The 26,753-nt window shown below is 66.4% G+C and carries 23 protein-coding genes and 1 pseudogene; 21 read left to right on the top strand and 3 right to left on the bottom strand.

Annotated elements, in window-relative coordinates; all coding sequences use genetic code 11:
* Positions 1-66: 66 nt before the first annotated feature.
* From XcuCFBP2542_RS04775 to hslU, 8 genes are all read left to right on the top strand, one after another.
* Positions 67-2,208 (top strand): S9 family peptidase, encoded by a 2,142-nt coding sequence (locus XcuCFBP2542_RS04775; protein ID WP_104602464.1) that lies wholly within the window; start codon positions 67-69, stop codon positions 2,206-2,208.
* 255 nt (positions 2,209-2,463) lie between these two features.
* On the top strand, positions 2,464-2,862 hold the full coding sequence (locus XcuCFBP2542_RS04770) for a YbaN family protein (protein ID WP_104602463.1): 399 nt from the start codon (positions 2,464-2,466) through the stop codon (positions 2,860-2,862).
* Between the two features lie 38 nt (positions 2,863-2,900).
* On the top strand, positions 2,901-3,140 hold the full coding sequence (gene lptM / locus XcuCFBP2542_RS04765; RefSeq protein WP_104602462.1) for an LPS translocon maturation chaperone LptM: 240 nt from the start codon (positions 2,901-2,903) through the stop codon (positions 3,138-3,140).
* Positions 3,130-3,981 carry a diaminopimelate epimerase gene (gene dapF, locus XcuCFBP2542_RS04760; RefSeq protein WP_104602461.1) on the top strand — a complete coding sequence of 284 codons (852 nt, stop codon included), beginning with the start codon at positions 3,130-3,132 and terminating at the stop codon, positions 3,979-3,981. The genes lptM and dapF overlap by 11 nt, the downstream gene beginning before the upstream one ends.
* The gene (locus tag XcuCFBP2542_RS04755) at positions 3,981-4,652 is read left to right on the top strand and encodes a DUF484 family protein (protein WP_167526947.1); all 672 of its coding nucleotides are present in this window, start codon (positions 3,981-3,983) and stop codon (positions 4,650-4,652) included. Before dapF ends, XcuCFBP2542_RS04755 begins: the two co-directional genes overlap by 1 nt.
* 75 nt (positions 4,653-4,727) lie before the next feature.
* Entirely contained in the window at positions 4,728-5,630 is a 903-nt protein-coding gene (gene xerC / locus XcuCFBP2542_RS04750) for a tyrosine recombinase XerC (protein ID WP_104602459.1), read from the top strand.
* Between the two features lie 289 nt (positions 5,631-5,919).
* A complete protein-coding gene (gene hslV / locus XcuCFBP2542_RS04745) occupies positions 5,920-6,471 on the top strand; it encodes an ATP-dependent protease subunit HslV (protein WP_104602458.1) in 552 nt (183 codons plus the stop codon).
* Positions 6,472-6,582: 111 nt separating this feature from the next.
* The gene (hslU, locus tag XcuCFBP2542_RS04740; protein WP_104602457.1) at positions 6,583-7,950 is read left to right on the top strand and encodes an ATP-dependent protease ATPase subunit HslU; all 1,368 of its coding nucleotides are present in this window, start codon (positions 6,583-6,585) and stop codon (positions 7,948-7,950) included.
* Positions 7,951-8,050: 100 nt separating this feature from the next.
* On the opposite strand, the gene XcuCFBP2542_RS04735 is transcribed toward hslU, so the two are convergent.
* A complete protein-coding gene (locus XcuCFBP2542_RS04735) occupies positions 8,051-8,506 on the bottom strand; it encodes a nucleoside deaminase (RefSeq protein ID WP_104602456.1) in 456 nt (151 codons plus the stop codon).
* A pseudogene (locus XcuCFBP2542_RS19960) lies at positions 8,506-8,661 on the bottom strand (GNAT family N-acetyltransferase); the annotation flags it as partial. The gene XcuCFBP2542_RS04735 and the pseudogene XcuCFBP2542_RS19960, both read right to left, overlap by 1 nt.
* 107 nt (positions 8,662-8,768) lie before the next feature.
* On the opposite strand from XcuCFBP2542_RS19960, the gene ubiE reads away from it, so the two are divergent.
* The 5 genes from ubiE (at position 8,769) to XcuCFBP2542_RS04705 (ending at position 14,849) form a co-directional block, all read left to right on the top strand.
* A complete protein-coding gene (gene ubiE, locus XcuCFBP2542_RS04725) occupies positions 8,769-9,530 on the top strand; it encodes a bifunctional demethylmenaquinone methyltransferase/2-methoxy-6-polyprenyl-1,4-benzoquinol methylase UbiE (protein WP_104602454.1) in 762 nt (253 codons plus the stop codon).
* 200 nt (positions 9,531-9,730) lie between these two features.
* Positions 9,731-10,621, top strand: a complete 891-nt coding sequence (locus XcuCFBP2542_RS04720) for a GGDEF domain-containing protein (RefSeq protein WP_104602453.1) — start codon at positions 9,731-9,733, stop codon at positions 10,619-10,621.
* Between the two features lie 183 nt (positions 10,622-10,804).
* A complete protein-coding gene (locus tag XcuCFBP2542_RS04715) occupies positions 10,805-12,754 on the top strand; it encodes a M1 family metallopeptidase (protein WP_104602452.1) in 1,950 nt (649 codons plus the stop codon).
* Between the two features lie 596 nt (positions 12,755-13,350).
* On the top strand, positions 13,351-14,070 hold the full coding sequence (locus XcuCFBP2542_RS04710; protein WP_104602451.1) for a hypothetical protein: 720 nt from the start codon (positions 13,351-13,353) through the stop codon (positions 14,068-14,070).
* Positions 14,071-14,213: 143 nt separating this feature from the next.
* Positions 14,214-14,849 carry an HAD family hydrolase gene (locus tag XcuCFBP2542_RS04705; RefSeq protein WP_104602450.1) on the top strand — a complete coding sequence of 212 codons (636 nt, stop codon included), beginning with the start codon at positions 14,214-14,216 and terminating at the stop codon, positions 14,847-14,849.
* 118 nt (positions 14,850-14,967) lie between these two features.
* On the opposite strand, the gene XcuCFBP2542_RS04700 is transcribed toward XcuCFBP2542_RS04705, so the two are convergent.
* Positions 14,968-15,900, bottom strand: coding sequence for a carbohydrate kinase family protein (locus XcuCFBP2542_RS04700; RefSeq protein ID WP_104602449.1), 933 nt, complete (start codon positions 15,898-15,900; stop codon positions 14,968-14,970).
* A gap of 277 nt (positions 15,901-16,177) precedes the next feature.
* Here XcuCFBP2542_RS04700 and XcuCFBP2542_RS04695 point away from each other — a divergent pair, with 277 nt between their 5' ends.
* The 8 genes from XcuCFBP2542_RS04695 (at position 16,178) to XcuCFBP2542_RS04660 (ending at position 26,711) form a co-directional block, all read left to right on the top strand.
* Positions 16,178-17,224 carry a rod shape-determining protein gene (locus XcuCFBP2542_RS04695; RefSeq protein WP_010368259.1) on the top strand — a complete coding sequence of 349 codons (1,047 nt, stop codon included), beginning with the start codon at positions 16,178-16,180 and terminating at the stop codon, positions 17,222-17,224.
* A 172-nt stretch (positions 17,225-17,396) separates the two neighbouring features.
* Complete coding sequence (mreC, locus tag XcuCFBP2542_RS04690; protein WP_104602448.1) at positions 17,397-18,608, top strand: rod shape-determining protein MreC; 1,212 nt, start codon at positions 17,397-17,399, stop codon at positions 18,606-18,608.
* On the top strand, positions 18,605-19,090 hold the full coding sequence (gene mreD, locus XcuCFBP2542_RS04685; RefSeq protein ID WP_104602447.1) for a rod shape-determining protein MreD: 486 nt from the start codon (positions 18,605-18,607) through the stop codon (positions 19,088-19,090). Before mreC ends, mreD begins: the two co-directional genes overlap by 4 nt.
* 3 nt (positions 19,091-19,093) lie before the next feature.
* Positions 19,094-21,154, top strand: a complete 2,061-nt coding sequence (gene mrdA / locus XcuCFBP2542_RS04680) for a penicillin-binding protein 2 (protein ID WP_104602446.1) — start codon at positions 19,094-19,096, stop codon at positions 21,152-21,154.
* Positions 21,151-22,269 (top strand): rod shape-determining protein RodA, encoded by a 1,119-nt coding sequence (rodA, locus tag XcuCFBP2542_RS04675; protein ID WP_104602445.1) that lies wholly within the window; start codon positions 21,151-21,153, stop codon positions 22,267-22,269. Before mrdA ends, rodA begins: the two co-directional genes overlap by 4 nt.
* 312 nt (positions 22,270-22,581) lie before the next feature.
* The gene (locus XcuCFBP2542_RS04670; protein WP_104602444.1) at positions 22,582-23,973 is read left to right on the top strand and encodes a glycoside hydrolase family 28 protein; all 1,392 of its coding nucleotides are present in this window, start codon (positions 22,582-22,584) and stop codon (positions 23,971-23,973) included.
* Positions 23,974-24,234: 261 nt separating this feature from the next.
* Positions 24,235-25,383 carry a lytic murein transglycosylase B gene (mltB, locus tag XcuCFBP2542_RS04665; protein ID WP_104602443.1) on the top strand — a complete coding sequence of 383 codons (1,149 nt, stop codon included), beginning with the start codon at positions 24,235-24,237 and terminating at the stop codon, positions 25,381-25,383.
* Complete coding sequence (locus XcuCFBP2542_RS04660; RefSeq protein ID WP_104602442.1) at positions 25,380-26,711, top strand: septal ring lytic transglycosylase RlpA family protein; 1,332 nt, start codon at positions 25,380-25,382, stop codon at positions 26,709-26,711. Before mltB ends, XcuCFBP2542_RS04660 begins: the two co-directional genes overlap by 4 nt.
* Positions 26,712-26,753: the final 42 nt, after the last annotated feature.

The following is a 26,753-nucleotide window of genomic DNA, read 5'->3' as shown; positions in this document are numbered from 1 at the left end:
GGCGACGGGCTCTTCCACACTCCGGCGCTGGGATGGCATTGCGTTCATCCAACGGACCCCAATCTGATGAAGCCTGTCCTGACCTTGTTGATCGCCAGCCTGATGACCACATCCGCCGCCTCCGCCGTTGCCGCTCTCCCAACGCCGCCAGACCTCGCCAAGCATCCGCATGTGGTCAAGGCGCCCTTCGGTGCCACCCGCAACGACGACTACTACTGGCTGCGCGACGACAAGCGGCAAGACAAGGCGATGCTGGCCTATCTCAATGCGGAAAACGCCTATGCCGACACCGTGATGGCGCCGCTCAAGCCGTTGGAGGACACGCTTTATACCGAGATCGTGGGGCGCATCCAGCAGGACGACGCCAGCGTGCCGTATCGGCAGCGCGGCTACTGGTATTACACCCGCTTCGAAGCCGGCAAGGACTACCCTATCCAGGCGCGTCGCAAGGGCAGCATGGACGCGCCGGAGCAGATCCTGCTGGACGTCAACCAGATGGCGCAAGGCAAGGGGTATTTCAGCGTCGGTGAGGCCGAGGTCAGCCAGGACAACCGCATCCTGGCCTGGGCCGACGATGCGATCGGCCGCCGCCAGTACACGATTCGGTTCAAGAATCTGGAGACCGGTGAAACCTATCCCGATACCGTGGAAGGCGTTGCGGCCAACATTGTCTGGGCCGACGACAACAAGACGCTGTTCTATGTCGAAAACGATCCGGAAACGCTACTGACCGTGCGCGTGAAAAAGCATGTGCTCGGCACGCCCGCCAAGGACGACGTGCTGGTCTATGAAGAGAAGGACGACAGTTTCTACATGGGTATCGGCCGCACCCGCGACGACAAGTACATCACCATCGGCGTAGAAAGCACAGTGTCCTCGGAGACGCGTTATACCTCCGCCGCCAAACCGGACACGTTCAAGGTGCTGGCCAAGCGCGAGCGCGATGTGGAATACCACGCCGAGCATTTCGATGGCCGCTGGGTGATCCGCACCAATGCCGATGGTGCCAAGAACTTCAAGTTGGTGACCGCACCGACCGATGCGACCACCCGCAAGCAGTGGACCGATTGGGTGGCGCACGACGACAAGGTGTACATCGAGAATTTCGAATTGTTCGACGGATTCACCGCCATCGAAGAACGCTCCGGCGGTCTGGAGCGCGTGCGTCTCCAATTCAACGGTCCGCACACGGGTGCGCAGGCTCTTGCGGGGGAGGCGCAATACGTCAAGGCCGATGAGCCAGCGTATTCGATGGGCCTGTCGGTCAACTCCGAGCCAGGCACGCCCTGGCTGCGCTACAGCTACACCTCGCTGACCACGCCTGCCACCACCTACGAACTCAATACCCAGACCGGCGAACGCAAAACGCTCAAGCAGCAACCGGTGATTGGCTACGATGCCAGCAAGTACGTCACCGAGCGGGTATGGGTGACTGCGCGCGACGGGGTCAAGGTGCCGGTATCGCTGGTGTACAAGCAGGGCTTCAAGAAGGATGGTTCTGCGGCGCTGTTCCAGTACGCCTACGGCAGCTACGGTATGTCGATGGATCCGGCGTTCAACCTGCCCGCCATCAGCCTGCTGGACCGTGGCGTGGTGTATGCCATCGCGCACATCCGCGGCGGCCAGGAGATGGGCCGCCAGTGGTACGACGACGGCAAGCTGCTGCACAAGAAGAACACCTTCACCGATTTCGTCGATGTCACCCGCGGCCTGGTGGCGCAGGGCTATGCCTCCAAGGACCGCGTGGCGGCATCCGGCGGCAGCGCCGGTGGCCTGTTGATGGGCGCAGTGGCCAACATGGCCCCGCAGGACTACCGCGTGATGGTGGCGCAGGTGCCGTTCGTGGATGTGGTCACCACCATGCTGGATGCCAGCATTCCATTGACCACCAACGAATACGACGAGTGGGGCAACCCGGAGAACAAGGACTATTACGATTACATGCTGTCGTATTCGCCGTACGACAACGTGCGCAAGCAGGCGTATCCGGCGATGTTCGTCGGCACCGGCCTGTGGGATTCGCAGGTGCAGTATTGGGAGCCGGCCAAGTGGGTGGCCAAGCTGCGCGACGACAACATCGGAAAGTATCCAATCGTGTTCCGCACCAACATGGAAGCCGGCCATGGCGGTAAATCCGGCCGCTTCCGGCGCTACCGCGAACTGGCCGAGTCGTATGCGTTTGTGCTGGATCAGCTAGGCGTCAAATAACTGCCTGCCGGCAACGCGCCCGGACAGATGGCCCGCTCCCTTCTCCCGTCGGGAGAAGGTGCCCGCAGGACAGATGACCCGCTCCCTTCTCCCGTCGGGAGAAGGTGCCCGCAGGACAGATGACCCGCTCCCTTCTCCCATCGGGAGAAGGTGCCCGCAGGGCGGATGAGGGTAGGGCCTGCACGCATCCTCACCTCCCCCCCCCCACGCCACCCCCTGGCGCACCCGTAGCCGCTCTGGTCGTATCATTTACCCATGACGCGACCGACTCGATTCCGCTGGGCCTGGTGGTTGCTGGCGTACGCCAGCCTGGCGACCGGCATTGTCGGAATCTTCGTGCCGGGCTTGCCGACCACCGTGTTCGTCCTGATCTCGGCCTGGGCCGCCTCGCGTGGGTCCGAGCGCCTGCATGGCTGGCTGCTGTCGCACCCGCGCTTCGGTCCGGCCATCGTGGAATGGCAGACCTATCGGGCGGTGAGCCGCAAGGCCAAGTGGATGGCCACGCTGACCATGACCGTGTGTGCCGGCATCATGCTGTGGTGCGTTCCGGTGCTGTGGGTGAAGTGCCTGTCGATCGGCAGCATGGCGGTGGTGGGAATCTGGTTGTGGCTGCGCCCGGAGCCGCCGCCGCGCACGCTGCCGGCGCCGTCCTGAGCGCACGGCAGTCAGGGTGTTCTGGCTATACTCGGGCCATGAGCCTCATGTCCCGACCTTCCGTTCGTCTCGCACTGGTTGGTGCGATCTTTGCCCTGCTTGCCGCCTGCGGCAACAAGGGCCCGCTGGTGATGCCGCAGAAGCCGGTGCCGGTGGAAGCACAGCCCGTGCCACCGGCCGATGCGCCGCAATCGCAGAGCGAGCCGGCGCCGGCGCAGACCGACACGCCGCCTGCCTCCACCACCGACCAGCCCGCTAGCAGCGGCAATGAGCGCTGACGGCCGCAACGGGCGCCTGCGTTTCACCAAAATGCATGGTGCCGGCAACGATTTCGTGGTGCTGGACCTGCGCGACGGCGCGCTGCCGCCGGATGCCGCGCTGGCGGCCCGCCTGGCGGACCGGCACTTCGGCGTGGGCTGCGATCAGATCCTGACCATCGAAGCCCCGCGCAGCGATGGCGCCGTGGCTGCCTATGGCATCTGGAATTCCGATGGTTCGGCGGCCCGCCAGTGCGGCAACGGCGCGCGCTGCGTCGCGGCCTGGCTGGTGCGCGATGGCACTGCGCAAGGCGATCGCTTCCTCATCGACAGCCCGGTCACCGCGCATGCGGTGGAGCGGGTCGATGCAGGCATCTATGCGGTGGCGATGGGCGTGCCGCGGTTCGATCCGGCGCAGATTCCGCTGGCCGGCTTTGCGCATGCGCGCGAGGAATACGCGTTGCCGGTGCATGGCGAGACGCTGCGCTTTGGCGCGGTGTCGATGGGCAACCCGCACGCCGTGCTGGAGGTTGGCCGCGTGGAGGCCGCGGCGGTGGAACGTGTCGGCAGCCTGCTGCAGCAGAACGCCGCGTTCCCCGATTCGGTCAACGTCGGTTTTGTCCAGGTAGTGGACCCCACGCAGGTGCAGTTGCGCGTGTTCGAGCGCGGCGTCGGCGAGACGCTGGCCTGCGGTAGCGGCGCCTGCGCAGCGGCAGTGGTGCTGATGCAGCGCGGCCGCGTGGAGCGCGACGTGCGTGTGTCCCTGCCGGGCGGCGCGCTGCGGATCCGCTGGCCCGGCGAGGGGCAGGACGTGGTGATGTCCGGTCCGGCCGTGTTCGTCTTCGATGGAGAATGGATCTGATGAGCGACACCACCGACAAGCTGGGCGCACACGATGTGGCGACATGGTTGCGCCGTCATCCCACCTTCCTCAAGCAGTTTCCGGATCTGGCGGTGAGCCTGCTGGTGCCGCGCGACGACGGCCCCACCGCCTCGCTGGCGACCTACCAACTGGAAGTGTTGCGCGACAAGAACCGCGAGCTGTCGCGGCGGCTGCACGAGCTGGGCAGCAACGCCCAGGTCAACGAGCGGCTGGCGGTGCGCACCCATCAGCTGACGCTGGCGCTGATGCGCCAACGCACCGCGGCCGATACGCTGAAGGCCATGGCCGCTTCGCTGGCGGAAGATTTCAACGGCGATCTGGTGCGGCTGGTGCTGCTGACCCCGGTGGCTGGTCTGCAGGCCGACTGGTTGCAGACGATGGCCGCCGAGGATGCGCGCCTGGCGCCATTCCGCGACTGCCTGAGCGATGGTGAACCGATCTGCGGCCGCCTGCAGGCCGACAAGCACGCGCTGCTGTATGGCGAGCAAGCGAGCCAAGTGCAGTCCACCGCCTTGCTGCCGTTGCCCGGCATCGGTCTGATTGCGGTGGGCAGCCACGACGCCAACCGCTTCTATCCCGGCATGGGGACCTTGTTCCTGCGCATGATGGGCGAGTCGCTGAGCGTGGCGCTGCAGCGCTTCGAGGCGTGATGGCGCTGGCGCGGCAACGGATTGGCGCATTGCAGCGCACTGTTGCAATAGCGCCGCGACCGCGGGACAGGTGACATGGCGTCGGTGGAGGATTTCCTGGCGTATCTGCAGGTCGAGCGGCAGGTGTCGGCCCACACGCTGGATGCGTATCGGCGTGATCTGGCCGCACTGCTGAGCTGGGTGGCCGAGCAGACCAAGGATACTGCCGCACCGCTGGATGTCGCGCAGCTGGACAGCGCGCACCTGCGCCAGTTTGTCGCTGACGAACATCGACGCGGGCTGTCGGCCAAGAGCCTGCAGCGGCGCCTGTCTGCCTGCCGTAGTTATTACGCCTGGTTGCTCAAGCATGGGCGCATCGCCCTCAGCCCCGCCGCCGCGCTGCGTGCGCCCAAGGCGCCGCGCAAACTGCCGCAGGTACTCGACGCCGACGAGGCCGTGCGCCTGGTCGAGGTGCCCACCGACGCCCCGCTGGGCCTGCGCGACCGTGCCTTGCTGGAACTGGTGTATTCCTCCGGTCTGCGCCTGAGCGAGTTGTGTGCCCTGCGCTGGCGCGACCTGGATCTGGCCAGCGGTCTGGTGATGGTGCTGGGCAAGGGCAGCAAGCAGCGGCTGGTGCCGGTGGGCTCGCATGCGATCGCTGCCCTGCGTGAATGGCAGCGCGACAGCGGCGGAACTGCCGACGCGCATGTATTCCCCGGGCGCGCCGGCGGCGCGCTCTCGCAGCGCGCCGTGCAGATCCGCATCAAGCAACTCGGCGTGCGCCAGGGCATGTTCAAGGACGTGCACCCGCATATGCTGCGGCATAGTTTTGCCAGCCATATCCTGGAGTCGTCCGGCGATCTGCGCGGTGTGCAGGAGCTGCTTGGCCATTCGGATATCGCCACCACCCAGATCTACACGCATCTGGACTTCCAGCACCTGGCCAAGGTCTACGACGCCGCGCATCCGCGCGCCAAGCGCAAGAAATCAGCCGAGTGAGCGTGACGGGGCGAGCGATTCAATCCATGGCGGCGCATGATGGGTGAGTGCGTCATGCAGACATCATGAGTGGCCTTACTCTCACCCCAACCCCTCTCCCGGTGGGAGAGGGGCTAGAGGGCTGGCGTGTTGGTCAAAGCATGCTCGTCTGTCTCCAGGTCGCGCGAAGTCTCCATCGCAAGTGATGTGCACGCATCCGGGGCGCGGCAGTGCCCTCGCGTCGCTTCGTCGCAGCGCGCTTGAACCCGGCAGGGGCGTCCCCACCTCTTTGGAAACCCCCGGAGGACCCATGGACCCCAGCCAGAACCCCAACATCGTGCATGCCACCACCATCATTTCGGTGCGGCGTGGTGGGCATGTCGCCGTCGCCGGCGATGGCCAGGTCACCCTCGGCCATACGGTCATGAAAGGCAATGCGCGCAAGGTGCGCCGGCTCGGACGCGAGGGTCAGGTGCTGGCCGGATTCGCAGGCGCTGCGGCCGACGCATTCACCCTGTTCGAATTGTTCGAAGCCAAGCTGGACAAGCACGGCCAGTTGACCCGCGCAGCGGTGGAACTGGCCAAGGATTGGCGCACCGAGCGCCGCCTGGGCAAGCTGGAAGCCCTGCTGGCGGTGGCCGACAAGGAAACCTCGCTCATCATCAGCGGCACCGGCGATGTGATCGAGCCGGAAGACGGCATCATCGCCATCGGTTCCGGCGGCTCGTACGCGCTGTCGGCTGCGCGCGCGCTGCTGGCGCACACGGCGCTGGATGCCAGGACCATCGCCACCGAGGCGATCAATATCGCTGGCGATATCTGCATCTATACCAATCGCAATGTGGTGGTCGAAGAGTTGTGAATCGGGAGTGGGGAATCGGGAATCGCAACAGCGGTCTCGTCTCCACTCCAACGACACAGGCTCTTGATGCTTGCCTCCACGATTCCCCATTCCCCATTCTCGACTCCCCCAATGCCAAATCCCGAAACTTCAACCATGACTCCGCGCGAAATCGTGCAGGAGCTTGACCGTCATATCGTGGGTCAGCACGATGCCAAGCGTGCGGTTGCCATCGCGCTGCGCAATCGCTGGCGTCGCATGCAGTTGCCCGAAGAGCTGCGCAACGAGGTGATGCCCAAGAACATCCTGATGATCGGCCCGACCGGCGTCGGCAAGACCGAGATCGCGCGACGCCTGGCGACGCTGGCCAACGCGCCATTCGTCAAGGTGGAAGCCACCCGCTTCACCGAGGTGGGCTACGTCGGCAAGGACGTGGAGCAGATCATTCGCGACCTGGCCGACACCTCGGTCAAGCTGTACCGCGAACAGGCCAAGGTGCGCGTGCGCAACCAGGCCGAAGAGCGCGCCGAAGACCGCATCCTGGACGCGCTGCTGCCGCGTCGTGCCGCCGGTATTGGTTTTGATCCGGAAGCCGCACGCAACGAGCCTTCGTCGCAGGATAACGACACCCGCATCAAGTTCCGCCGCATGCTGCGGAACGGTGAGCTGGACGAGCGCGAGATCGAACTGGACGTGGCAATCAACGCCAGCATGGACATCATGACCCCGCCGGGCATGGAGGAAATGGGCCAGCAGCTGCGGCAGATGTTCGCCAACATCGGCAGCGGCAAGTCGCAAAAGCGCAAGCTCACCATCAAGGCCGCGCGCCCGCTGTTGATCGAGGAAGAGGCCGGCAAGCTGGTCAATGAAGACGATGTGCGCACAGCGGCGATCGAGGCCTGCGAACAGCACGGAATCGTGTTCATCGATGAGATCGACAAGGTTGCCAAGCGCGGCGAAGCCGGCTCCAACGGTGGCGATGTCAGCCGCGAAGGCGTGCAGCGCGATCTGTTGCCGTTGGTGGAAGGCTCCAACGTGTCCACCAAATACGGGACGGTCAAGACCGACCATATCCTGTTCATTGCCTCGGGCGCCTTCCACCTGGCCAAGCCCAGCGACCTGATTCCCGAGCTGCAGGGCCGTTTCCCGATTCGGGTGGAGCTGACCGCGCTGACCAAGGCCGATTTCGTGCGCATTCTCACCGAGCCGAAGGCCGCATTAATCAAGCAGTACGAAGCCCTGCTGCAGACCGAAGGCGTGTCGCTGCGCTTTGGCGCCGATGCGGTGGAGCGGCTGGCCGAGATTGCCGCCCAGGTCAACGAGCGCCAGGAAAACATCGGTGCCCGTCGCCTGCATACGGTGCTGGAACGGCTGCTGGATGGCTTGAGCTACGAAGCCCCCGACCGCGATGGCCAGAGCGTGAGCGTGGATGCGGCCTATGTGGACGCGCAGCTGGGCGAGCTGGTGCAGGATCCGGACCTGAGCCGCTACATCCTCTGAGCGCGAGGCAGCAGCACGGGCATGCACGGCTGCGGTATGGGCCGTGCCCGCTGCTGCCTTGCAGGACGAGGTGGCGGTGCGAGCGGGATGCCCGCGCGCGTCAATCCTCGCCGATGTCTTCGTTCCACACGTCCGGATTGGCGGAGATATAGCCACCCAGCAGGTCGACGCATTCCTGGCTTTGCAGGTCGATCACGTTGACGCCATGCTCGCGCAGCCAGGCAATCCCGCCCTGAAAGGTGATCGATTCGCCCACCACCACGGTGCCGATATTGAACTGGCGCACCAGTCCGCTGCAGTACCAGCACGGCGCCAGCGTGGTGACCATGATGGTGTCCTTGTAGCGGCGCTGGCGGCCGGCCTTGCGAAAGGCGTCGGTTTCGCCGTGCACGGATGGGTCGTTTTCCTGCACGCGGCGATTGTGGCCGCAACCGAGCAGGCGGCCGTCGTTGTGATACAGCGCCGCGCCGATCGGGATGCCGCCTTCGGCCAGGCCCTGGCGGGCTTGCGCGATGGCGGTGTCGAGCAGGGCGCGATAGTCGGGGGTGGTCAGCATCAGGCGGGCTCCATGGACGCCGCGCCGGCAGGGCGCAGCAGGTCGGGGTGGGGAACGCGGTCTTGCAGGGACGGGGAGGACACCGGCGTCAATGCATGCGCTGCGTAGAACGCTTGCAGGTGCGCCTGCGCCAGGAGCGCGCGTGCGAAGGTGGGCATCACCGCATGATAGCGGCTGCATCGCGCGCAGGTCTGGTTGCGGAAGAGGCCGCCGTGTGATCCGGTTGCGGTCACGTTGGCCTCGGCAGTGCGATAATCTCCCAATGAGCGAATCCCCCTATACCTCCGGTACCACCCATTTCGGCTTTCGCGATGTCGCTGCCAAGGACAAGCAGAAGCTGGTCGGCGACGTGTTCACCTCGGTCGCGCGCAATTACGACCTGATGAACGACCTGATGAGCCTGGGCGTGCATCGCGCCTGGAAACGCTACTTCGTGGCCACCGCCCAGGTGAAGCCGGGCGACCGGGTGCTGGATCTGGCCGGCGGCACCGGCGACATCGCCGTGCTGCTCAAGGAGCGCGTGGGCGATGAAGGCGCGGTGGTGTTGGGCGACATCAACGCCGGCATGCTGTCGGTCGGCCGCGACCGGCTGACCAACCGCGGGCTGGTGGCCGGCCTCGACTACGTGCAATGCAATGCCGAAGCGCTGCCGTTCCCGGACCAGAGTTTCGACCTTGTCACGATCTCTTTCGGCCTGCGCAACGTCACCGACAAGGACGCCGCATTGCGCGAGATGTACCGCGTGCTGAAGGTGGGCGGGCAGGCGCGCGTGCTGGAGTTCTCCGAAGTCACCGCCGAGTGGTTCAAGCCGATCTACGATTTCCACTCCTTCAAGATCCTGCCCAGACTGGGCCAGCTGTTCGCGCGCGACGCCGACAGCTACCAGTACCTGGCCGAGAGCATCCGCAAGCATCCGCCGCAGGATTCGCTCAAGGGCATGATGGGCGAGGCCGGGTTTGCGCGCTGCCACTACAAGAATCTCACCGGTGGCATCGTGGCGATCCACTCCGGCTACAAGATCTGAGGCGGCGCCATCGGGGCCGACGCGGCGCGCGCAGGCGTGCCGTGCGGGCCTGATGCGAAGGCCTTCGCCTGCGCAGGCCATCACAGGCTTGCGCGGGGCAACGCCGCAACCAGGAGCGGGCAACGAGGTTCTGGGACGCCCGTCGCGTCGATTGCACGGGCCGTCGGCGACACTGAGCGCCGGTTCCGGCGGAGAGTTGGATGCGCTTGTATACAGGACTGGCGCGCGTGTTTCCGCGTTCCTTCAGTGCCAAGCTGCTGGCGGTGACCTTCGTCGGCATCCACCTGCCGCTGCTGCTGTTGATCGCGTGGCTGGCTGCGCAGAGTGAGCTGGAGGGGCATCTGCTGTGGTCGGTGGTCGTGGTGGCGTTGCTGGCGACCCTGGTGGGCACCGCGCTGACCCTGTCGGCCCTGTATCGGCTGCTGGCACCGCTGCGCATTGCCGCCGACGCGCTGGACGGCTACTACGCCGACCAACGCCTGCCCAACCTGCCAGAACACGGTGACGATGAATTGGGCCGCTTGCTGCGCGGGATCAACCGCAGCCTGCACGGCATCGACGCGGGCATGCGCGATCTGAAGAAGCACGCCTTGTTCGACCCGCTGACCGAAGCGTTGAACCGGCGCGGCTGTGAACAGGCGATGCGCGATTCGGTGGCCGCCGCACAACGCGAAGGCTGGCCGTTCGTGTTGTTCGTGCTGGACATGGATAACCTCAAGCCGATCAATGACCGCTTCGGGCATCTGGCCGGCGACCGTGTACTGGTGCGGCTGGTGGAATCGGCCTATGGCTGGCTCGGTGCGCAGGACTGGATCGGCCGCTGGGGCGGCGACGAGTTCCTGATCGGCGTGCATGCCGGCGAGGACGAGGCCACCCTCAAGCTCAATCAATGGCTGTCGATGCTGGAGCGCGAAGATGGCGAGGAAGCGCCGCTGCACCTGAGCGCCGGCAGCGCGGTCTACGCGCCGGACGTGGATGCCACCGAGCTGTATCGACGCGCGGACGCGGCGATGTATCGCGCCAAGTTTTCCGGCGGCCGGCGCCTGGTGCGCGATGGGGTCGACACCCCGCGCCTGCCTCCGGCGATCTGAGCGGGCATTGTAGTGCGTCGCGCATTGCACGCGTGGCGCCTTGTGGATGCGTCGGCAGTGCGGTGCTGGCGCGCGCGCGTCTGGCGTGATCTGGCCCGTGCCTGGCGCTGCCCGGGCCACCGCGCGGGCAGCCAACGGCGCGGAGCGCTAAACTGCGTGATTGTTCATGCTGCGGTGCCGTCGATGCGCTTCCCGATCCTGTCGCTGTCCCTGGCCGTGTCCATCGCCCTGGCCGGCTGCTCCAATGACTCCGCCTCGCCGGCCGCCACCGCTGCCGCGCCGGCCGCCACTGCCAAGGCCACCGTGAAAGCAGATGCCCGTACCCACGACGAAAGCTCCTATGCCCAGCCGCAGCTGGTGGTCATCAAGGACCTGGCGCTCGACCTGAAGCTGGATTTCGACAGCAAGCAGATTGGTGGCACGGCCACCTACACGCTGGAGTGGAAGGACAAGGCGGCCAAACAGCTGGTGCTGGATACGCGCGAGCTGAGCATCGCCCAGGTGCAGGCCGACGACGGCAAGGGCGGCCTGGCGCCGCTGCAGTTCGCGCTGGCGCCGGCCGACAAGACCTTCGGCAGCAAGCTCACCATCGAGACGCCGAACCAGCCGGCCAAGGTCGTCATCACCTATCACACCGCACCGACCGCGTCGGGCCTGCAGTGGCTGGAGCCGTCGATGACCGAGGGCAAGCAGCTGCCCTTCATGTTCAGCCAATCGCAGGCGATCCACGCGCGCAGCTGGGTGCCGCTGCAGGACACCCCGAGCGTGCGCTTCACCTACAGCGCGCATGTCACCTCGCGCCCGGACGTGATGGTGCTGATGAGCGCCGACAACGACCCCAAGGCCGCGCGCGACGGCGACTACAGCTTCAAGATGCCCGAGCCGATTCCCTCCTACCTGCTGGCCATTGCCGCCGGCGATGTGGTGTTCAAGCCGATCTCCGCGCGCTCGGGTGTGTGGGCCGAGCCGGCGATGGCCGACAAGGCCGCCAAGGAATTCGAAGACACCGAGAAGATGATCGGTGCCGCCGAAAAGCTCTATGGCCCGTATCGCTGGGGCCGCTACGACATGCTGGTGCTGCCGCCGTCGTTCCCGTTCGGCGGCATGGAGAACCCGCGCCTGACCTTCGCCACGCCTACCGTGATCGTCGGCGACAAGTCGCTGGTGTCGCTGGTGGCGCACGAACTGGCACATAGCTGGTCCGGCAACCTAGTGACCAATGCCAGTTGGAAGGACATCTGGCTCAACGAAGGCTTCACCACCTACGTGCAGGGCCGCATCACCGAAGCGCTGTACGGCACCGAGATGGCCGAGATGGAGCGCGAGATCGACCAGGGCGACCTGCTGGCCGAAGTGAAGGACATGGCCCCGGCCGACCAGACCCTGGCATTGCCGCCGCTGGCGCAGCGCGACCCGGACGAAGCCTTGAGCCAGGTGGCCTACGTCAAGGGTGCATGGTTCCTGCAGTTCCTGGAGCAGCGTTTCGGCCGCGAGGTGTTCGACCCGTTCCTGCGTGGCTGGTTCGACGACCATGCCTTCCAGAGCGCCACCACCGACCAGTTTGTCGATTACCTCAAGAAGAATCTGCTGGACAAGCATCCGACCACGGTCAGCGCGGCCGAGGTGGATGCATGGTTGAAGCAGCCGGGCATCCCCGCGTTTGCCACCAAGGCGCGTTCGCGCAGCTTCTCCATCGTGGACACCGCACGCATCGCCTGGAGCGGCAGTGGCACCTTGCCCAGCCAGCAGGTCACCAGCGAGTGGGGCACGCAGGAGTGGGTGCATTTCCTCAGCGGCATGGGCGCCACGCTCAAGCCCGAGCAGCTCAAGCAGCTGGATCAGGCCTACCACTTCACCGGGACCCCGAATGGCGAGATCGCCATGCGCTGGTATCCGCTGGCAATCCGCAGCGGCTATACCCACGCCCGCCCGGCCGCGGGTGAGTTCATCGAACGCGTGGGCCGGCGCAAACTGGTGCTGCCGATCTATGCCGAACTGTTGAAGACTGCCGACGGGATCGCCTTCGCCGAACAGGCCTTCGAGAAGGCCAAGCCCAGCTATCACCCGATCACCACCGCCTCGGTGGCCGAGATGATCGCCAAGGCCAAGGCAGCGCCCCCGGCGCAGCCGTAACCGCAATCAGCACCGTAGGAGCGCACCCGGGCGCGATGGGGCGTTCCCGGTAGAACCCCGTCGCGCCCGGGTGCGCTCCTACGGGTTGCCGATGTCTGATCGCGGGTCATGGGGGCGGGCTGTTATCGTTGCCGTAGCCTTTCATGTCTTCCGGAGTCGACGATGAAGTCGCGCCCAGGTGCACGCCCTCCCGCTGCCTGCAGCGCGGCATCGTGCCCTGCAATCAACACCGTAGGAGCGCACCCGGGCGCGATGGAGCTTTCCCGGTAGAGCCCTATCGCGCCCAGGTGCGCTCCTACGGGTTGCCGATGTCTGATCGCGGGTCATGCGGGCAGGCTGTTATCGTTGCTGTAGCCTTTCATGTCTTCCGGAGTCGACGATGAAGTCGCGCCCAGGTGCACGCCCTCCCGCTGCCTGCAGCGCGGCATCGTGCCCTGCAATCAACACCGTAGGAGCGCACCCGGGCGCGATGAAGCTTTCCCGGTAGAGCCCTATCGCGCCCAGGTGCGCTCCTACGGGTTGCGGGTGTCTGATCGCGGGTCATGCGGGCAGGCTGTTATCGTTGCTGTAGCCTTTCATGTCTTCCGGAGTCGACGATGAAGTATCTGCTGAGCGCGGCCTTGTGCGTGGCGGCCCTGAGTGCCTGCACCGACCGCCAGGCGCAACGCCAGGAGCAGGAAGCTGCGCAGGCGCAGGCCAGGCAAGCGCAGGCCGATGCGCTGGCCAAGCAGTACGACGAAGCGGTCGCAGCGCAGAACTGGGACATGGCGCGCGCGCATGGCGCTGCCTTGCTGGAAGGCTATGCCGGTAGCGCTGCGGCCACGCGCATCGCGCCCGGCTACGCCGAGATCAAGGCCAAGGGCGAGCAGGCGCGCGAGCTGCGCCGCATGCAGGCACTCTGGGCGTATTCGCAAGTGCCGGCCAAGGGCGGCACCCAGCGTTCGGCGATGGTCGAGGCCGCCGCGCGCGTGGATGTGGACGGCAGCGGGGCGAAACCGGTGAGCCTGGTGTTCCGCGACCACCCGCAATGGAAACGGCATAGTTACCTCGTGCTCAAGGCCGGCGACTTCAACTGCTACAGCGGCTGCAACGTGCAGGTGTCGGCCGACGGCGGCGCGCCGCGCGCGATGGCGGCACATCGCCCGGATACCGACGAAGCCATCGCGATGTTCATCGACGACGACAAGGCGCTATGGAAGGTGGTGCGCAATGCCAAGCGCATCAGCATTGCGTTCCCGGTCAAAGCCGGCGGCACGCGCACGGCAGCGTTCGACGTGGGCGGGCTGGACCCTGCGCAGATGCCCGGCTGGAAGTAGCACGCCATGTCCCCGCGCCACTGCAGCGCTGCGCAAGCGGTCGTTGCCTGGCGGCGGGAACCCTTGGGATCGGCAGGCGCACAGCCGGCAGCGACGGTGCATCCGGCCGCGCGGTGGTTGACCACCCCGGTCGCTTTGAACGGATGGACGGCATGACACGCACACAGGCATTGCCAGCGCTGCCCCATTACCGGCACTGGGTCTTCGACATGGACGGTACGCTGACCGAGGCAGTGCACGATTTCGCAGCGATCCGACGCACCCTGGAAATTCCGCCAGAGGCCGACATCCTGCACCACCTGGCGACACTGCCCGCCGACCAGGCTGCGGCCCGGCACGCCTGGTTGCTCGAACACGAGCGGGAACTGGCGCAGGCTGCACGTGCTGCACCTGGCGCGGTGGAACTGGTGCGGGCGCTGCAGGCAGCCGGATGCCGGCTTGGCATGCTCACGCGCAACGCACGCGAACTGGCGCATGTGACGCTACGGGCGATCGGCCTGGAGGATGCGTTCGGCTGGGACGATATTGTCGGCCGCGACGAAGCGGCGCCCAAGCCAGCGCCCGACGGCCTGCACTACTTCCAGCAGCGCTGGGCAATCGGCGGCCCCGCGCTGGTGATGGTCGGCGACCACCTCAATGACCTGGCGTGCGGCCGGGCCGTGGGCGCCTGCACGGTGTTGGTCAACACGCCTGGCGACCCATGGCCCGGCCTTGCCGACTGGCGCCTTCACGATTGCACGCAACTGTTGCAGCAATGGCAGCGACGCGACGGCGATTGAGTTGCCGATCGCCAGCGGTTTTCCCTGTGGCGCCTGAGTCAGACCGGCCAATCCCGGTCGCATCCAAACTCCCGCCACCTGTCGCCACGGGACGGCTCGCAGCCGCCCGACAGAGCCCTTACAGCGCGTAGCCGAACTGCTGCTTGAACTGGTCGTTGAACTCGGCGAAGTCGAAGCGCTGGTTCTGCGTGCCCGGGTGTTCGACCTTCAGCGCGCCCATCAGGTTGCCCATGCGGCCGATGGTGAGCCAGTCGTAGTTGTGCTGGATGCCGTAGATCAGCCCGGCGCGGAACGCGTCGCCGCAACCGGTGGGGTCGACCACGCGGCGCTCGTGCGCCGGCGGGATGTCGTAGGTCTTCTCGGGCGTATGCACCAGCGCGCCCTTGGGCCCCTGGGTGGTGATGTAGGCCTGCACGCGCGAGACGATGTCCTTCTCGTCCCAGCCGGTGCGCTCCTGCAGCAGGTTGGACTCGTAGTCGTTGACCAACACGTACTCGGCCTGCTCGATGAACTGGCGCAGCTCCGGGCCGTTGAACAGCGGCATCGCCTGGCCAGGGTCGAAGATGAAGGGGATGCCGCCGGCAGCGAACTCTTCCGCGTTCTGGATCATGCCCTCGCGCCCGTCCGGGCCGACCAGGCCCAGGGTCACGCCCGGTACGTCCTTCACATGGTTCTCGTAGCTGCGCATCATCGCGCCCGGATGGAAGGCGGTGATCTGGTTGTTGTCGTGGTCGGTGGTGATGAAGGCCTGTGGGGTGAACAGGTCGTCGATGATCTTCACCCGCGACAGGTCGATGCCCAGCGCTTCGAAATGTTCGCGGTAGGGGCCGAAATCCTGGCCTACGGTGCCCATCGGGATCGGCGCGCCGCCAAGCAGGTGCAGGTTGTAGGCGATGTTGCCGGCGCAGCCGCCGAACTCGCGGCGCATGCGCGGCACCAGGAACGACACATTCAGGATGTGCACCTTGTCCGGCAGGATGTGGTTCTTGAACTGGTCCGGAAACACCATGATGGTGTCGTAGGCGAGGGAACCACAGATCAGTGCGGACATCGAATCAGGCCTTTGCGTAGGGAAATACCCGCCAGTTGCCGGGCATGGCAGCGGGACGGCGCGTGCGCCGCGGCGCAAAGGGTAACGGCTGCGACCCATCAGGGCCACAACCGCATGCCATGGCCGGCGTGACCGGCACATGAAAACGGGGGCGTATTCACCGATTTTTCCTTGCTCACACCGGGGGGGATTGCTAGGCTAGCTGACTTCGTTTTCTGCCCAAAATTTCGCCACACGGGTGGCGGGGCACGCGACTTACCCAGGAACAATTCCCTCGATGTTCAAGAAACTGCGCGGCATGTTCTCCAACGACCTGTCCATCGATCTGGGCACGGCCAATACGCTGATCTACGTGCGCGGACAGGGCATCGTGCTGAACGAGCCGTCGGTGGTGGCGGTACGCCAAGACCGCGCCATCGGCGGTACGCGCTCGGTGGCCGCGGTCGGCGCCGAGGCCAAGCAGATGCTCGGCCGTACCCCCGGTCACATCACTACCATCCGCCCGATGAAGGACGGCGTGATCGCCGACTTCACCTACACCGAGGCGATGCTGAAGCACTTCATCAAGAAGGTGCACAAGTCGCGCGTCCTGCGCCCCAGCCCGCGCGTGCTGGTGTGCGTGCCGGCCGGTTCCACTCAGGTGGAGCGCCGCGCGATCAAGGAGTCTGCGGAAGAGGCCGGTGCCCGCGATGTGTACCTGATCGAGGAGCCAATGGCGGCGGCGATCGGTGCCGGCATGCCGGTCACCGAGGCGCGCGGTTCGATGGTCATCGACATCGGTGGCGGCACCACCGAAGTGGCGGTGATCTCGCTCAACGGCATCGTCTACTCGCAGTCGGTGCGCGTGGGCGGCGACCGCTTCGACGAGTCGATCACCAACTACGTGCGGCGCAACCACGGCATGCTGATCGGTGAAGCCACCGCCGAGCGCATCAAGCTGCAGATCGGCTGTGCCTACCCGCAGGACGAGGTGCAGGAGATGGAAATCTCCGGCCGCAACCTCGCCGAGGGCGTGCCGAAGATGATCAAGATCAACTCCAACGAAGTGCTCGAAGCGCTGCACGAGCCGCTGTCGGGCATCGTCTCGGCAGTCAAGCTGGCGCTGGAGCAGACCCCGCCGGAGCTGTGTGCCGATGTGGCCGAGCGCGGCATCGTGCTCACCGGTGGCGGCGCGCTGCTGCGCGACCTGGACCGCCTGATCTCCGAGGAAACCGGCCTGCACGTGCAGGTGGCCGACGACCCGCTCACCTGCGTGGCTCGCGGCGGTGGCCGTGCGCTGGAGCTGGTGGACATGCACGGCAATGAGTTCTTTGCCCCGGAGTGATGGAGCTGGGAATGGGGAATCGGGAATGGGGAATCGTGAAAGCATTCCCTGCCTGCGGCCCTGAGCGGTTGCGACGCGATCCCGCCCATGTGAGTTTTCGCCTCAACCGTCTCGGGGACAGCCGACTGCTCCCCGATTCCCCATTCCCGACTCCCCATTCCCGGCCCTGAACGTGCCCTCCTACGCCGGTCCTCCCGTCGCTTCCCGTCCGGGCGAAGTCACCTCCACGCTGCGGCTGCTGGTCTATCTGGTGCTGGCGGTGGTGTTGATCGCACTCGATAGCCGGGGCGGCTGGCTGAGCCAACTGCGGCTGCAGGCCAATCTGCTGATCCAGCCGATCTGGGCAGTGGCCGGGTTGCCGGGACGGATCGGCTCGCAGGTGCGCGACAATGCCGCTACCCATGCGCAACTGGTGGAAGAGACCCGTGAGCTGCGCAACCAGCTGCTGGTGGCCAATGCGCGGTTGACCCGGTTGCAGACCGCCGCACTGGACAACGCCCAGTTGCGTGAATTGCTCAATGTGGCCGAGCGGCGTGGCCTGGACGTGCAGCTGGCGCCGATCCTGGATATCGACCTGGATCCCACCCGCCAGCGCCTGCTGCTGGATGCTGGCAGCCGCGACGGCGTGCAGCTGGGCCAGGCGGTGATCGATGCCGGCGGGCTGATGGGCCAGGTGATCGAAGTGACCCCGCTGCATTCGACCGTGCTGCTGCTCACCGACCCCGACCATGCGGTGCCGGTCAGCGTGGCACGCAACGGCGTGCGGCTGATCGTCTACGGCCGTGGCGACCGCCTGGAGCTGCGCGATATCCCGCTCAGCGCCGGCGTGCAGGTGGGCGATGAAATCGTCACCTCCGGCCTGGGCGGCCGCTTCCCGGCCGGCTTCCCGGTCGGCAAGGTGTCCGAGCTGCATCCGGACGATACCCACGCCTTCCTGGTCGGCGAACTGACCCCCGCCGCCAAGCTGGATCGGGGCCGCGACGTGTTGTTGCTGCGCGCCGGCAAGCCGTTGCGCGTCGTGCCGGGATTGGGGAATGGGGAATCGGGAATGAGGAATGGCAACGGCAACAGCGCGGTGGTGCCTGGTGGGGTGGCGCCTACGGACGGACGGGTGACCGCGACCCCGCGCACGCCGGCGGGAATGGGGAATGGGGAATCGGGAATGAGGAATGGCAACGGCAACAGCGCGGCGGTGCCTGGTGGGGTGGCGCCTACGGACGGACGGGTGACCGCGACCCCGCGCACGCCGGCGGGAATGGGGAATGGGGAATCGGGAATGGATCGCGGTAGCCGCAGCCGCGTGCCGACGCGCGGCGCTGCTCCTGCCGATTCCCAACTCCCGATTCCCGATTCCCGTCCGGCTCCGCAGGAGACGGACCAATGAGCCGCATGCGCAACAGCTGGATCCTGCCGGTCAGCATTGTCATTGGGTTGGTGCTTGGCCTGCTGCCGTTGCCGGATCTGATCCAGCCGCTGCGGCCGTACTGGCTGGCGCTGGTGCTGGCCTATTGGGTGATCGAGGAACCGGACCGGGTGGGGCTGGGCATCGCCTTCGCGGCCGGGGTGCTGGCCGATCTGCTGTATGGCGGGCTGCTCGGCGAGCAGGCGCTGCGGCTGGTCATCATGACCTTCATCCTGCAGCGCTTCCGCGCGCGAATGCGCTTTTTCCCGGTGTCGCAGCAGGCGCTGGCGATCGGCGGGCTGTTGCTCAACGACCGTATCGTGTCCTCGGCGGTGCATCTGGCGGTGGGCGAGCCGACCCTGCCGTGGAGCTACTGGTGGGCGCCACTGCTGGGCATGGCGCTGTGGCCGCCTTTGTTCGTGCTGCTGGACGCGGTACGGCTGGGCAAGCGGAGCAAGAAGTAAGCCATGCACGGGCGTCGCCACCCCAAGAATCCACACGCCGAGGCCGAGCAGTTCCGCCGCCGCGCGGTGCTGGGTTTCGCCATGGTGGTGATCTGCCTGGTCGGCCTGGGCGGCTGGTATTTCAAGCTGCAGGTGCTCGACCACGAGGTCTACGCCACCCGCTCGGAAGCCAACCGCATCAAGCCCAAGCCGGTGGTGCCCGGGCGCGGCATGATCTACGACCGCACCGGTCGCCTGCTGGCCGAGAACGTACCGGCCTTCCGCCTGGACGTGACCCCGGACAAGGTTGCCGACATGGACGCCATGCTGGCCGCGCTGGGCAAGGTGATCCCGATCGCGCCGGAAGACCTGGAGCGCTTCAATCGCGAGCGCCGCGCGCGCCGCAGCTTCCTGCCGGTGACGCTCAAGCTGCGCATGAGCGATGAGGAAATGGCGCGCTTTGCAGTGGAGCGCTGGCGCTTTCCCGGCGTGGAGCTGGAGCCGTACCTGACCCGGCGCTATCCGTTCGGGCCGTTGTTCGCGCACATCATCGGCTATGTCGGCCGCATCGACGAAAAAGACCTGGCGGTGCTGGGCGAGGGCAATGCCGCGCTCACCCACATGGGCAAGTCCGGGCTGGAACGCTACTACGAGCAGGACCTGCGCGGCCAGGTCGGCTACGAACAGGTCGAGACCAACGTGCAGGGGCGGGCGATCCGCACCGTGGGGCGGGTGGCGCCGCAATCCGGTGCGGACCTGCGGTTGTCGGTGGATGCCGACCTGCAACGCGCGATGGTGGCCGCGTTCGGCGAGCACGAAGGCGCGGCGATCGCGATGGACCCGCGCACCGGCGAGATCCTGGGCATGGTCAGCCTGCCCAGCTATGACCCGAACCTGTTCGTCAACGGCATCTCGCATACCGACTTCAAGAGGCTCAACGACAACCCGTCGCGGCCGCAGTTCAACCGGCTGGTGCTCGGTGGCGTGGCGCCGGGCTCCACGCTCAAGCCGCTGATTGCGCTGGCCGGCCTGGATAGCGGGCTGCGCCGGCCGGAAGACCGGGTGTTGTCCACCGGCATGTTCTATCTGCCTGGGGTCAGCCGCGGCTGGGGCGACTCGCACCGCGGCGGCCACGGCTGGACCGACCTGCGCAAGTCCATCGCCCAGTCGGTCAATACCTATTACTACCGCCTGGCGGTGGACATGGGGGTCGAGCGCTTCGACCACTACATGGCCGAATACGGCTTCGGCCAGCCCACCGGGGTGGACCTGCTTGGCGAAATCGGCGGCATCCTGCCGTCGCCGGCCTACAAGTACAAGACCCGCAAGGAGCGCTGGTATCCCGGCGACACGGTCAATATCGCCATCGGCCAGGGCGACTGGAAGGTGACCCCGCTGCAGCTGGTACGCGGGGTATCGGCCATTGCCGGCGGTCTGCTGCTGCGCCCGCACCTGGTGCTGGAGCAGCGCACCGGCTTCGACCATCCCTGGCAGCCGATGATCCAGCCGCCGGGCAAGCCGGTCAGCCCGAGCGCGGCACACCTGCAGGTGGTGCGCGAGGGCATGATGGACACCATGCGACCGGGCGGCACCGCGTATGCGATCACCCCCGGCGCGCCGTACCAGATGGCCGGCAAGACCGGTACCGCGCAGGTGGTCAGCCGCAAGGGCGTGGCGGCGGTGGACCCGCGCAGCCTGCCGATGCATCTGCGCCACCGTGGCCTGTTCGTCGGCTTTGCGCCGGCCGACAACCCGGTCATCGCGGTGGCGGTGGCGGTGGAAGGCGGCGGCTTCGGCACCAGCTCGGCGGCGCCGATCGCACGCAAGATTTTCGACGCCTGGCTGCTCGGCAAGATGCCTGCGGGCCTGCTGCCGCTGGACAGCGAGCTGGGCATGACCGCAGTGGGCATCAACCAGTTCGAAGCCGGCGCCACCGATGCGCGCCAGGCCGGCGATACCGCCGCCGCCACGCTGGACGAGCTGCCGGTGGTGATCGGCCAGACCGCCGTGGCGCTGGACCCCAGCACGCCGGCGCAACCGGTGGTGCCGGACGTGCCGGATGCGGTGCAGGAGACCGACCATTGAGTGACATTTTGCGCTGGCTGGTGGACATGGCCGCGCGCTTCACGCGCAGCCTGGACTGGGTGCTGTGCCTGGCGCTGGGCGCGTTGATGGTGATCGGCCTGTCGGTGCTCAAGAGCGCTGGCGGCAGCGTCAACGGCGATCATCTGATGATGGCGCAGGGCGTGCGTTTCATCATCGGCGTGGCGGCGATGTGGGGCATCTCGCGCATGTCGGTCCTGCGCCTGCGTGCCTGGACGCCGTGGGTCTACGGCTTGTCGATGCTGCCGCTGCTGGCGGTGTTCGCGCTGGGCACCGGCAAGTACGGCCGGCAATGGCTGGACCTGAAAGTGTTCTACCTGCAGCCGGCCGAGCTGCTCAAGATCAGCCTGCCGATGATGGCGGCCTGGTATCTGCATCGCATGCCCTTGCCGCCGCGCATCTCCACCGTGTTGGTGACCGCAATCATCATCGGCGTGCCGACCGCGTTAATCATGCTGCAGCCAGACTTCGGCACCGGCGTGCTGATCGCTGCCAGCGGCGTGTTCGTGCTGCTGCTGGCGGGGTTGCCGTGGTGGTGGGTGGCGGTGGGCGTGGGCGGAGTGACAGCCGTGGCGCCGGTGGCCTGGTTCTGGCTGCTGCGCCCCTACCAGAAGGACCGCATCATGATGTTCCTCAACCCGGAAAACGACGCGCTAGGTGCCGGCTGGAACATCATCCAGTCCAAGATTGCCATTGGTTCCGGCGGGCTGGATGGCAAGGGCTGGGGGCTGGGCTCGCAATCGCATCTGAACTTCATTCCCGAGCAGACCACCGACTTTGCGTTTTCGGTGCTCAGCGAGGAATTCGGCTGGATCGGTGTAGCCACCGTGCTCACCCTGTACCTGATCGTCATCGGCCGCTGCCTGTGGATCGCCGCGCAGGCACGCGACACCTATTCGCGCCTGGTCGCCGGTGCCACGGGTCTGGCGTTCTTCGTCTACGTGCTGGTCAACGGCGGCATGATTTCCGGCTTGTTGCCGGTGGTGGGCGTGCCGATGCCGTTGATGAGCTACGGCGGCACCTCGGCGGTCTCGCTGCTCGCAGGCCTGGGGCTGGTGATGGCGGTGAAGTCGCATCGCCCGGTGCACGGCTACTGACGCCATGACGCGTCGCGTCGCGTCGCTGCGTCAAGCCAGCGCGCGCATTTTTGTACACGTCGTGCTGCGGTAGTGATCCATGCGATACGCCTATGTCAGACGCTGGCAAATTTTTGATCTTGCCGCGCTTTTGCGCAGTGCATTGCAACGCCGTCATGCCGGTGCCGACCTGCTTCGTTCGCGCGGCACTGGATTCGTGCGTCCTGCGCATGCATGCGGGGTTCTCCGTAGAGTCCTCCGCGCTGCCGCAGCATGCGGTCGCGTCGCGTGGCCTGCACAGGCGCGCCATTTCTCATTCGAGTGAACTCTTCCATGAAATTACTGAACGCCGCCGTCGGCGGTGTCTGTCTGTCGCTTTGCGCACAGGCGGGCGCCGTCACCTTTGCCACCGGCGATACCCGCGCAGTTGCGCAACCGACCATTCCTGCCGTGTGTTCCCCCTCCTTGACCGCCCACCTGACACCGACCGGGCGTCAATTCGATCCGGCAGTGGAGCAGGCTCCACCAGATACCAAGACCATCCAGGCCGCGCTCAATGCCTGCAAGAACGGCAGCGTGCTGCTGACCAGTGGCAGCGGCAACGCCTTTCTCAGTGGGCCGCTGACGGTGCCTACCGGTGTCACCCTGGTCATCGACCAAGGCGTCACGCTGTACGGTTCGCGCAACCCGGCCGACTACGGCAGCGGTTGCGGCACCGCCGGTTCCAAGAGCGGCGGCTGTCTGCCGTTGATCGGCGTCAAGGGCAACAATGCCGGCGTCATGGGCATTCGCACCGGTGGGCGTCAGGGCACCATCGACGGGCGCGGCGATCAGACCATGCTGGGCAAGACCACCACCTGGTGGGAGTTTGGCGAAAACGCCAAAGACGCCAATCAGGTCCAGAACAGCCCGGACCTCATTAAAGTGCAGAACTCCAATGCGTTCACGCTCTACAACGTGAATCTGGTCAACGCCGCTTACTTCCATTTCTTCTCGCATATCGTCAACGGCCTGACCATCTGGGGTGTGCGGGTGAAATCGCCCGCCACCAGTCCCAACACCGATGGCCTGGATCTGGACAGCGTGGTCAACGCCACCATCCACGACAGCGACGTGATGGGCGGCGACGACTGCGTGGCGATCAAGACCATCGCCTCGAAGTCGGCCAACATCACCGTGCGCAATAGCCGCTGCTACGGCACGCACGGCATTTCCATCGGCAGCGAAGTGATGTCCGGGGTCAACAACGTGCTGGTGGACAACAACGCGCTGGTGTCCACCGACGATGACGGCAATCGCAGCACCGACAACAGTGGCCTGCGCATCAAGACCAGCCTCGCCAAGGGTGGCCCGGTCAGTCTGGTCACCTATCGCAATACCTGCCTGTACGGCGTCAGTAGCCCGTTGGTGATCAACCCGTTCTATGCGGCCGCAACCAGCGGCACCAAGCCGACCTTCAGCCAGATCGTGGTCGACGGGCTCAAGACCAGCAACGACGCCGGTGGCAAGGGCTGGATCCTGAAGGGCTACGACGCACAGACACCGCTGGACCTGGTGCTGGCTAACGTGGCCCACAGCGATGCCTCGATCACCGCCAGCAACGCGCAGATCGGCCTGAGCAATAGCGCGGTCACGCCGTCGGGTACCGGCGTCACCACCGGTGCCGTGCAGGTCGGCGGTGCGCTGCCCACCTGCTCGGGCGCCCCGCGCTTCCCCGCGCTGTGATCTCTATGGCGCGGCCGCTACCGGCCGCGCCAGTCCGCCGCTGGCCTCGTTCGCCAACGGACGTCTCCCCATGGCAGATGGGGCTGCGGCCGCACACCGCCCCGGCGTGTGCCGGATCGTCCCACCCGCAGGCGCCACCGAATCCCCACTCCCGCCTCCCGAATCCCCGCCACAGGCGCGGCAGGCTTGACTTTGGCTAAAGCCTTTGAGTTTCATGGTCTTATTGCCAGAAGTTCATCTGATGTCTGTTACCCTCGGCCGATGATTCGACGCACTCTGACCTGCCTGCTCACCCTCGGCCTTGTCGCCTGCGCGACCCAGCCCAGCCCTCCGTCTCCGCCGCCGGCCGCCAGCGCGCCCCCGGCCAAGCCACCCGGCGTGCCGGCAGCGTCCGCCACCCCGGCCAGTGCCGCTGCCGAAGCGCCGGCCTTGCCGCCGGTGGATCTGACTCCGGTGCCGTTCGAGGTCTCCCGCGCCAACTTTGTGCGCGACACCGCTGCCAGGTACGGCATCGACGCTGCGCAGATCGAGGCGACCCTGGCGCAGGCGCAGTTCAAGGACGCCATCGTCACTGCGATGTCGCGCCCGGCCGAACGGGTCAAGCCGTGGAACGACTACCGGCCCATGTTCATCACCCAGGCGCGCATTGATGGCGGGCGCAAATTCCTGGCCGAACACCGCGCCGAGTTGAGCAAGGTGGAGGCTGCCACCGGTGTGCCCGCGCAGGTGATCGTGGCCATCATCGGGGTGGAAACCAGCTACGGCACCAATGCCGGCAAGTACCGCGTGCTGGATGCGCTGTACACGCTGGCGTTCCGCTACCCGCGCAGCGGCGACCCGGCCAAGCTCGAACGCGAGGTGCGGCGCGAGCTGTTCTTCCGCGATGAACTTGGTCAATTGTTCGCGCTCGGCAAGGAGGAGCAACTCGATGTCACCGCGCTGATCGGCAGCTATGCCGGTGCGATGGGCATGGGCCAGTTCATGCCATCGAGCTACCGCCAGTTCGGTGTCGATGGCGATGCAGACGGCAAGCGCAATCTGTTCACCGACTACAACGACGTGTTCGCCTCGATCGCCAACTACTTCGTCAAGAAGGGCGGCTGGGTGCGCGGCGGGCAGGTCGCGGTGCCGGCCACGCTGGCCGCCGGGCGCGAAGAGTTCAACCCCACCGATTGGTCGCCGGTGCACACGCTGGCCGACCTGTCCGCGCGCGGTTATCACCCCGCTGCGCCGGTGACAGCCGGCAGTACCGCCACTCCGATCAATCTGGACGATGCCAACGGCAAGCAGTACTGGCTGGGCTTCCAGAACTACTACGCGATCACCCGTTACAACATTTCCAAGATGTATGCGATGGCCGTGTTCCAGCTGTCCGAGGCCATCGCCGGCAAGGAGTTACCCCCGGCATGAACAGCATGACAGGCTTCAGGTGGCTGATCCCGATGGCGCTGCTGCTGGGCCTGTCGGCCTGCAGTAGCGCACCGAAGAAAGGTGTTGCCAGCAATGGCAGCGGTGCCATCAAGGGCATCAAGGTCCAGGGCAAGGGGCCGGCGCATTTGGCCACCGGTTGCCCCTCGGTGTCGCCTTACGCAGCTGCCCAGGAAGACCCTTCCACGCGTGGCGACTACACCGCTGGCGGCCTGTACAAGCCTGGCGTCAGCGACAGCACGCCCGACCATGTGCCCAACGTGGCCTGCATCCCCGAACCGCTGGTCACCAACGAACCGCGCTCTGCGATCGGCAACCGTTCGCCCTACGAGGTGCTGGGCAAGCGCTACGTGGTGATGGACAGACCCGGCGACTATGTCGAACGCGGCACGGCTTCCTACTACGGCAACAAGTTTCATGGCCGGCTGACCTCCAACCGGGAGGTCTACGACATGTATGCCTTCACCGCCGCGCACAAGACCTTGCCGTTGCCGAGTTTTGCCTTGGTGACCAACACTGACACCGGTGACTCGGTGGTGGTGCGGGTCAACGACCGTGGCCCGTTCCACGATGGCCGGGTGATCGATCTGAGCTACGCGGCGGCGGTCAAGCTGGGGATCACCGGCAAGGGCACCGGGAATGTGGAAGTGCGTGGGCTGACCGAAGCGGACAACGGCAATCTGCTGGCCAAGCGCCGCGGCGGCCAGCCGGTCACTACCTCCGTTGCCACGGCACGGCCTGCGGCGGGCAGCAGCCAGATCGATGGTCTGGTGCAGCGGCTGCCTGCCCGTACCGTGCCGGGCGGCGCGGGCGCCGCACCCATCACTCCTGCCGGCGAGCGGTGGCGCTACCGCGTGGCCGATTCGCGCCAGCCCGGCAATGCCGACAACTTCGACGCCTGGATGAAGACGCAGGGCGTGCGTGTGGCCACCGGCAAGCCGGCGGCTGCGGCACCGCGTCCGCCTGCTGCTACGCCGGTCGCCGTCGCGGTGGTCAAGGCGCCGGAGAGCGCGCCTGCGCGCCCGGTCAAGGTCGATCCGGTTCCGGCCAGGGCACCCAGCGCCGCCGAATCCGCGCTGGGCGACATCTTGCTGCAGGTTGCCAGTTTCGCCAGCCGCGACAATGCCAATCGCGCGCTGTCGCAGCTGGCATCGGCCGGCATCGCCGGAGCCAGCGTCAGCGATATCGTCAGCGGCGGGCGGACTTTGTGGCGCTTGCGCGTCAATGCACGCGACCACGCCAACGCGTCCGAAATCGCGCAGCGCATTGCCGGCCTGGGCTTCGGGCGCCCGCAAATCGTCGCCAACTGAGTGTGCCGGCCGTGCCTGCCAGATCAATGGCGGGCACGGCTG

Origin of the sequence: Xanthomonas cucurbitae (genome assembly GCF_002939885.1) — a bacterium.
In the GTDB taxonomy this organism is placed as follows: domain Bacteria; phylum Pseudomonadota; class Gammaproteobacteria; order Xanthomonadales; family Xanthomonadaceae; genus Xanthomonas; species Xanthomonas cucurbitae.
The sequence above is the reverse complement of the archived record's forward strand: the minus strand, read 5'-3'. Positions and strand labels throughout refer to the sequence as shown.

What these genes read in the sequence shown, in the direction of transcription:
- XcuCFBP2542_RS04775 (WP_104602464.1), top strand. Translation starts at nt 67, where the DNA reads ATGAAGCCTGTCCTGACCTTGTTGATCGCCAGCCTGATGACCACATCC.
- XcuCFBP2542_RS04770 (WP_104602463.1), top strand. Translation starts at nt 2,464, where the DNA reads ATGACGCGACCGACTCGATTCCGCTGGGCCTGGTGGTTGCTGGCGTAC.
- lptM (WP_104602462.1), top strand. Translation starts at nt 2,901, where the DNA reads ATGAGCCTCATGTCCCGACCTTCCGTTCGTCTCGCACTGGTTGGTGCG.
- dapF (WP_104602461.1), top strand. Translation starts at nt 3,130, where the DNA reads ATGAGCGCTGACGGCCGCAACGGGCGCCTGCGTTTCACCAAAATGCAT.
- XcuCFBP2542_RS04755 (WP_167526947.1), top strand. Translation starts at nt 3,981, where the DNA reads ATGAGCGACACCACCGACAAGCTGGGCGCACACGATGTGGCGACATGG.
- xerC (WP_104602459.1), top strand. Translation starts at nt 4,728, where the DNA reads ATGGCGTCGGTGGAGGATTTCCTGGCGTATCTGCAGGTCGAGCGGCAG.
- hslV (WP_104602458.1), top strand. Translation starts at nt 5,920, where the DNA reads ATGGACCCCAGCCAGAACCCCAACATCGTGCATGCCACCACCATCATT.
- hslU (WP_104602457.1), top strand. Translation starts at nt 6,583, where the DNA reads ATGCCAAATCCCGAAACTTCAACCATGACTCCGCGCGAAATCGTGCAG.
- XcuCFBP2542_RS04735 (WP_104602456.1), bottom strand. Translation starts at nt 8,506, where the DNA reads ATGCTGACCACCCCCGACTATCGCGCCCTGCTCGACACCGCCATCGCG.
- ubiE (WP_104602454.1), top strand. Translation starts at nt 8,769, where the DNA reads ATGAGCGAATCCCCCTATACCTCCGGTACCACCCATTTCGGCTTTCGC.
- XcuCFBP2542_RS04720 (WP_104602453.1), top strand. Translation starts at nt 9,731, where the DNA reads ATGCGCTTGTATACAGGACTGGCGCGCGTGTTTCCGCGTTCCTTCAGT.
- XcuCFBP2542_RS04715 (WP_104602452.1), top strand. Translation starts at nt 10,805, where the DNA reads ATGCGCTTCCCGATCCTGTCGCTGTCCCTGGCCGTGTCCATCGCCCTG.
- XcuCFBP2542_RS04710 (WP_104602451.1), top strand. Translation starts at nt 13,351, where the DNA reads ATGAAGTATCTGCTGAGCGCGGCCTTGTGCGTGGCGGCCCTGAGTGCC.
- XcuCFBP2542_RS04705 (WP_104602450.1), top strand. Translation starts at nt 14,214, where the DNA reads ATGGACGGCATGACACGCACACAGGCATTGCCAGCGCTGCCCCATTAC.
- XcuCFBP2542_RS04700 (WP_104602449.1), bottom strand. Translation starts at nt 15,900, where the DNA reads ATGTCCGCACTGATCTGTGGTTCCCTCGCCTACGACACCATCATGGTG.
- XcuCFBP2542_RS04695 (WP_010368259.1), top strand. Translation starts at nt 16,178, where the DNA reads ATGTTCAAGAAACTGCGCGGCATGTTCTCCAACGACCTGTCCATCGAT.
- mreD (WP_104602447.1), top strand. Translation starts at nt 18,605, where the DNA reads ATGAGCCGCATGCGCAACAGCTGGATCCTGCCGGTCAGCATTGTCATT.
- mrdA (WP_104602446.1), top strand. Translation starts at nt 19,094, where the DNA reads ATGCACGGGCGTCGCCACCCCAAGAATCCACACGCCGAGGCCGAGCAG.
- XcuCFBP2542_RS04670 (WP_104602444.1), top strand. Translation starts at nt 22,582, where the DNA reads ATGAAATTACTGAACGCCGCCGTCGGCGGTGTCTGTCTGTCGCTTTGC.
- mltB (WP_104602443.1), top strand. Translation starts at nt 24,235, where the DNA reads ATGATTCGACGCACTCTGACCTGCCTGCTCACCCTCGGCCTTGTCGCC.
- XcuCFBP2542_RS04660 (WP_104602442.1), top strand. Translation starts at nt 25,380, where the DNA reads ATGAACAGCATGACAGGCTTCAGGTGGCTGATCCCGATGGCGCTGCTG.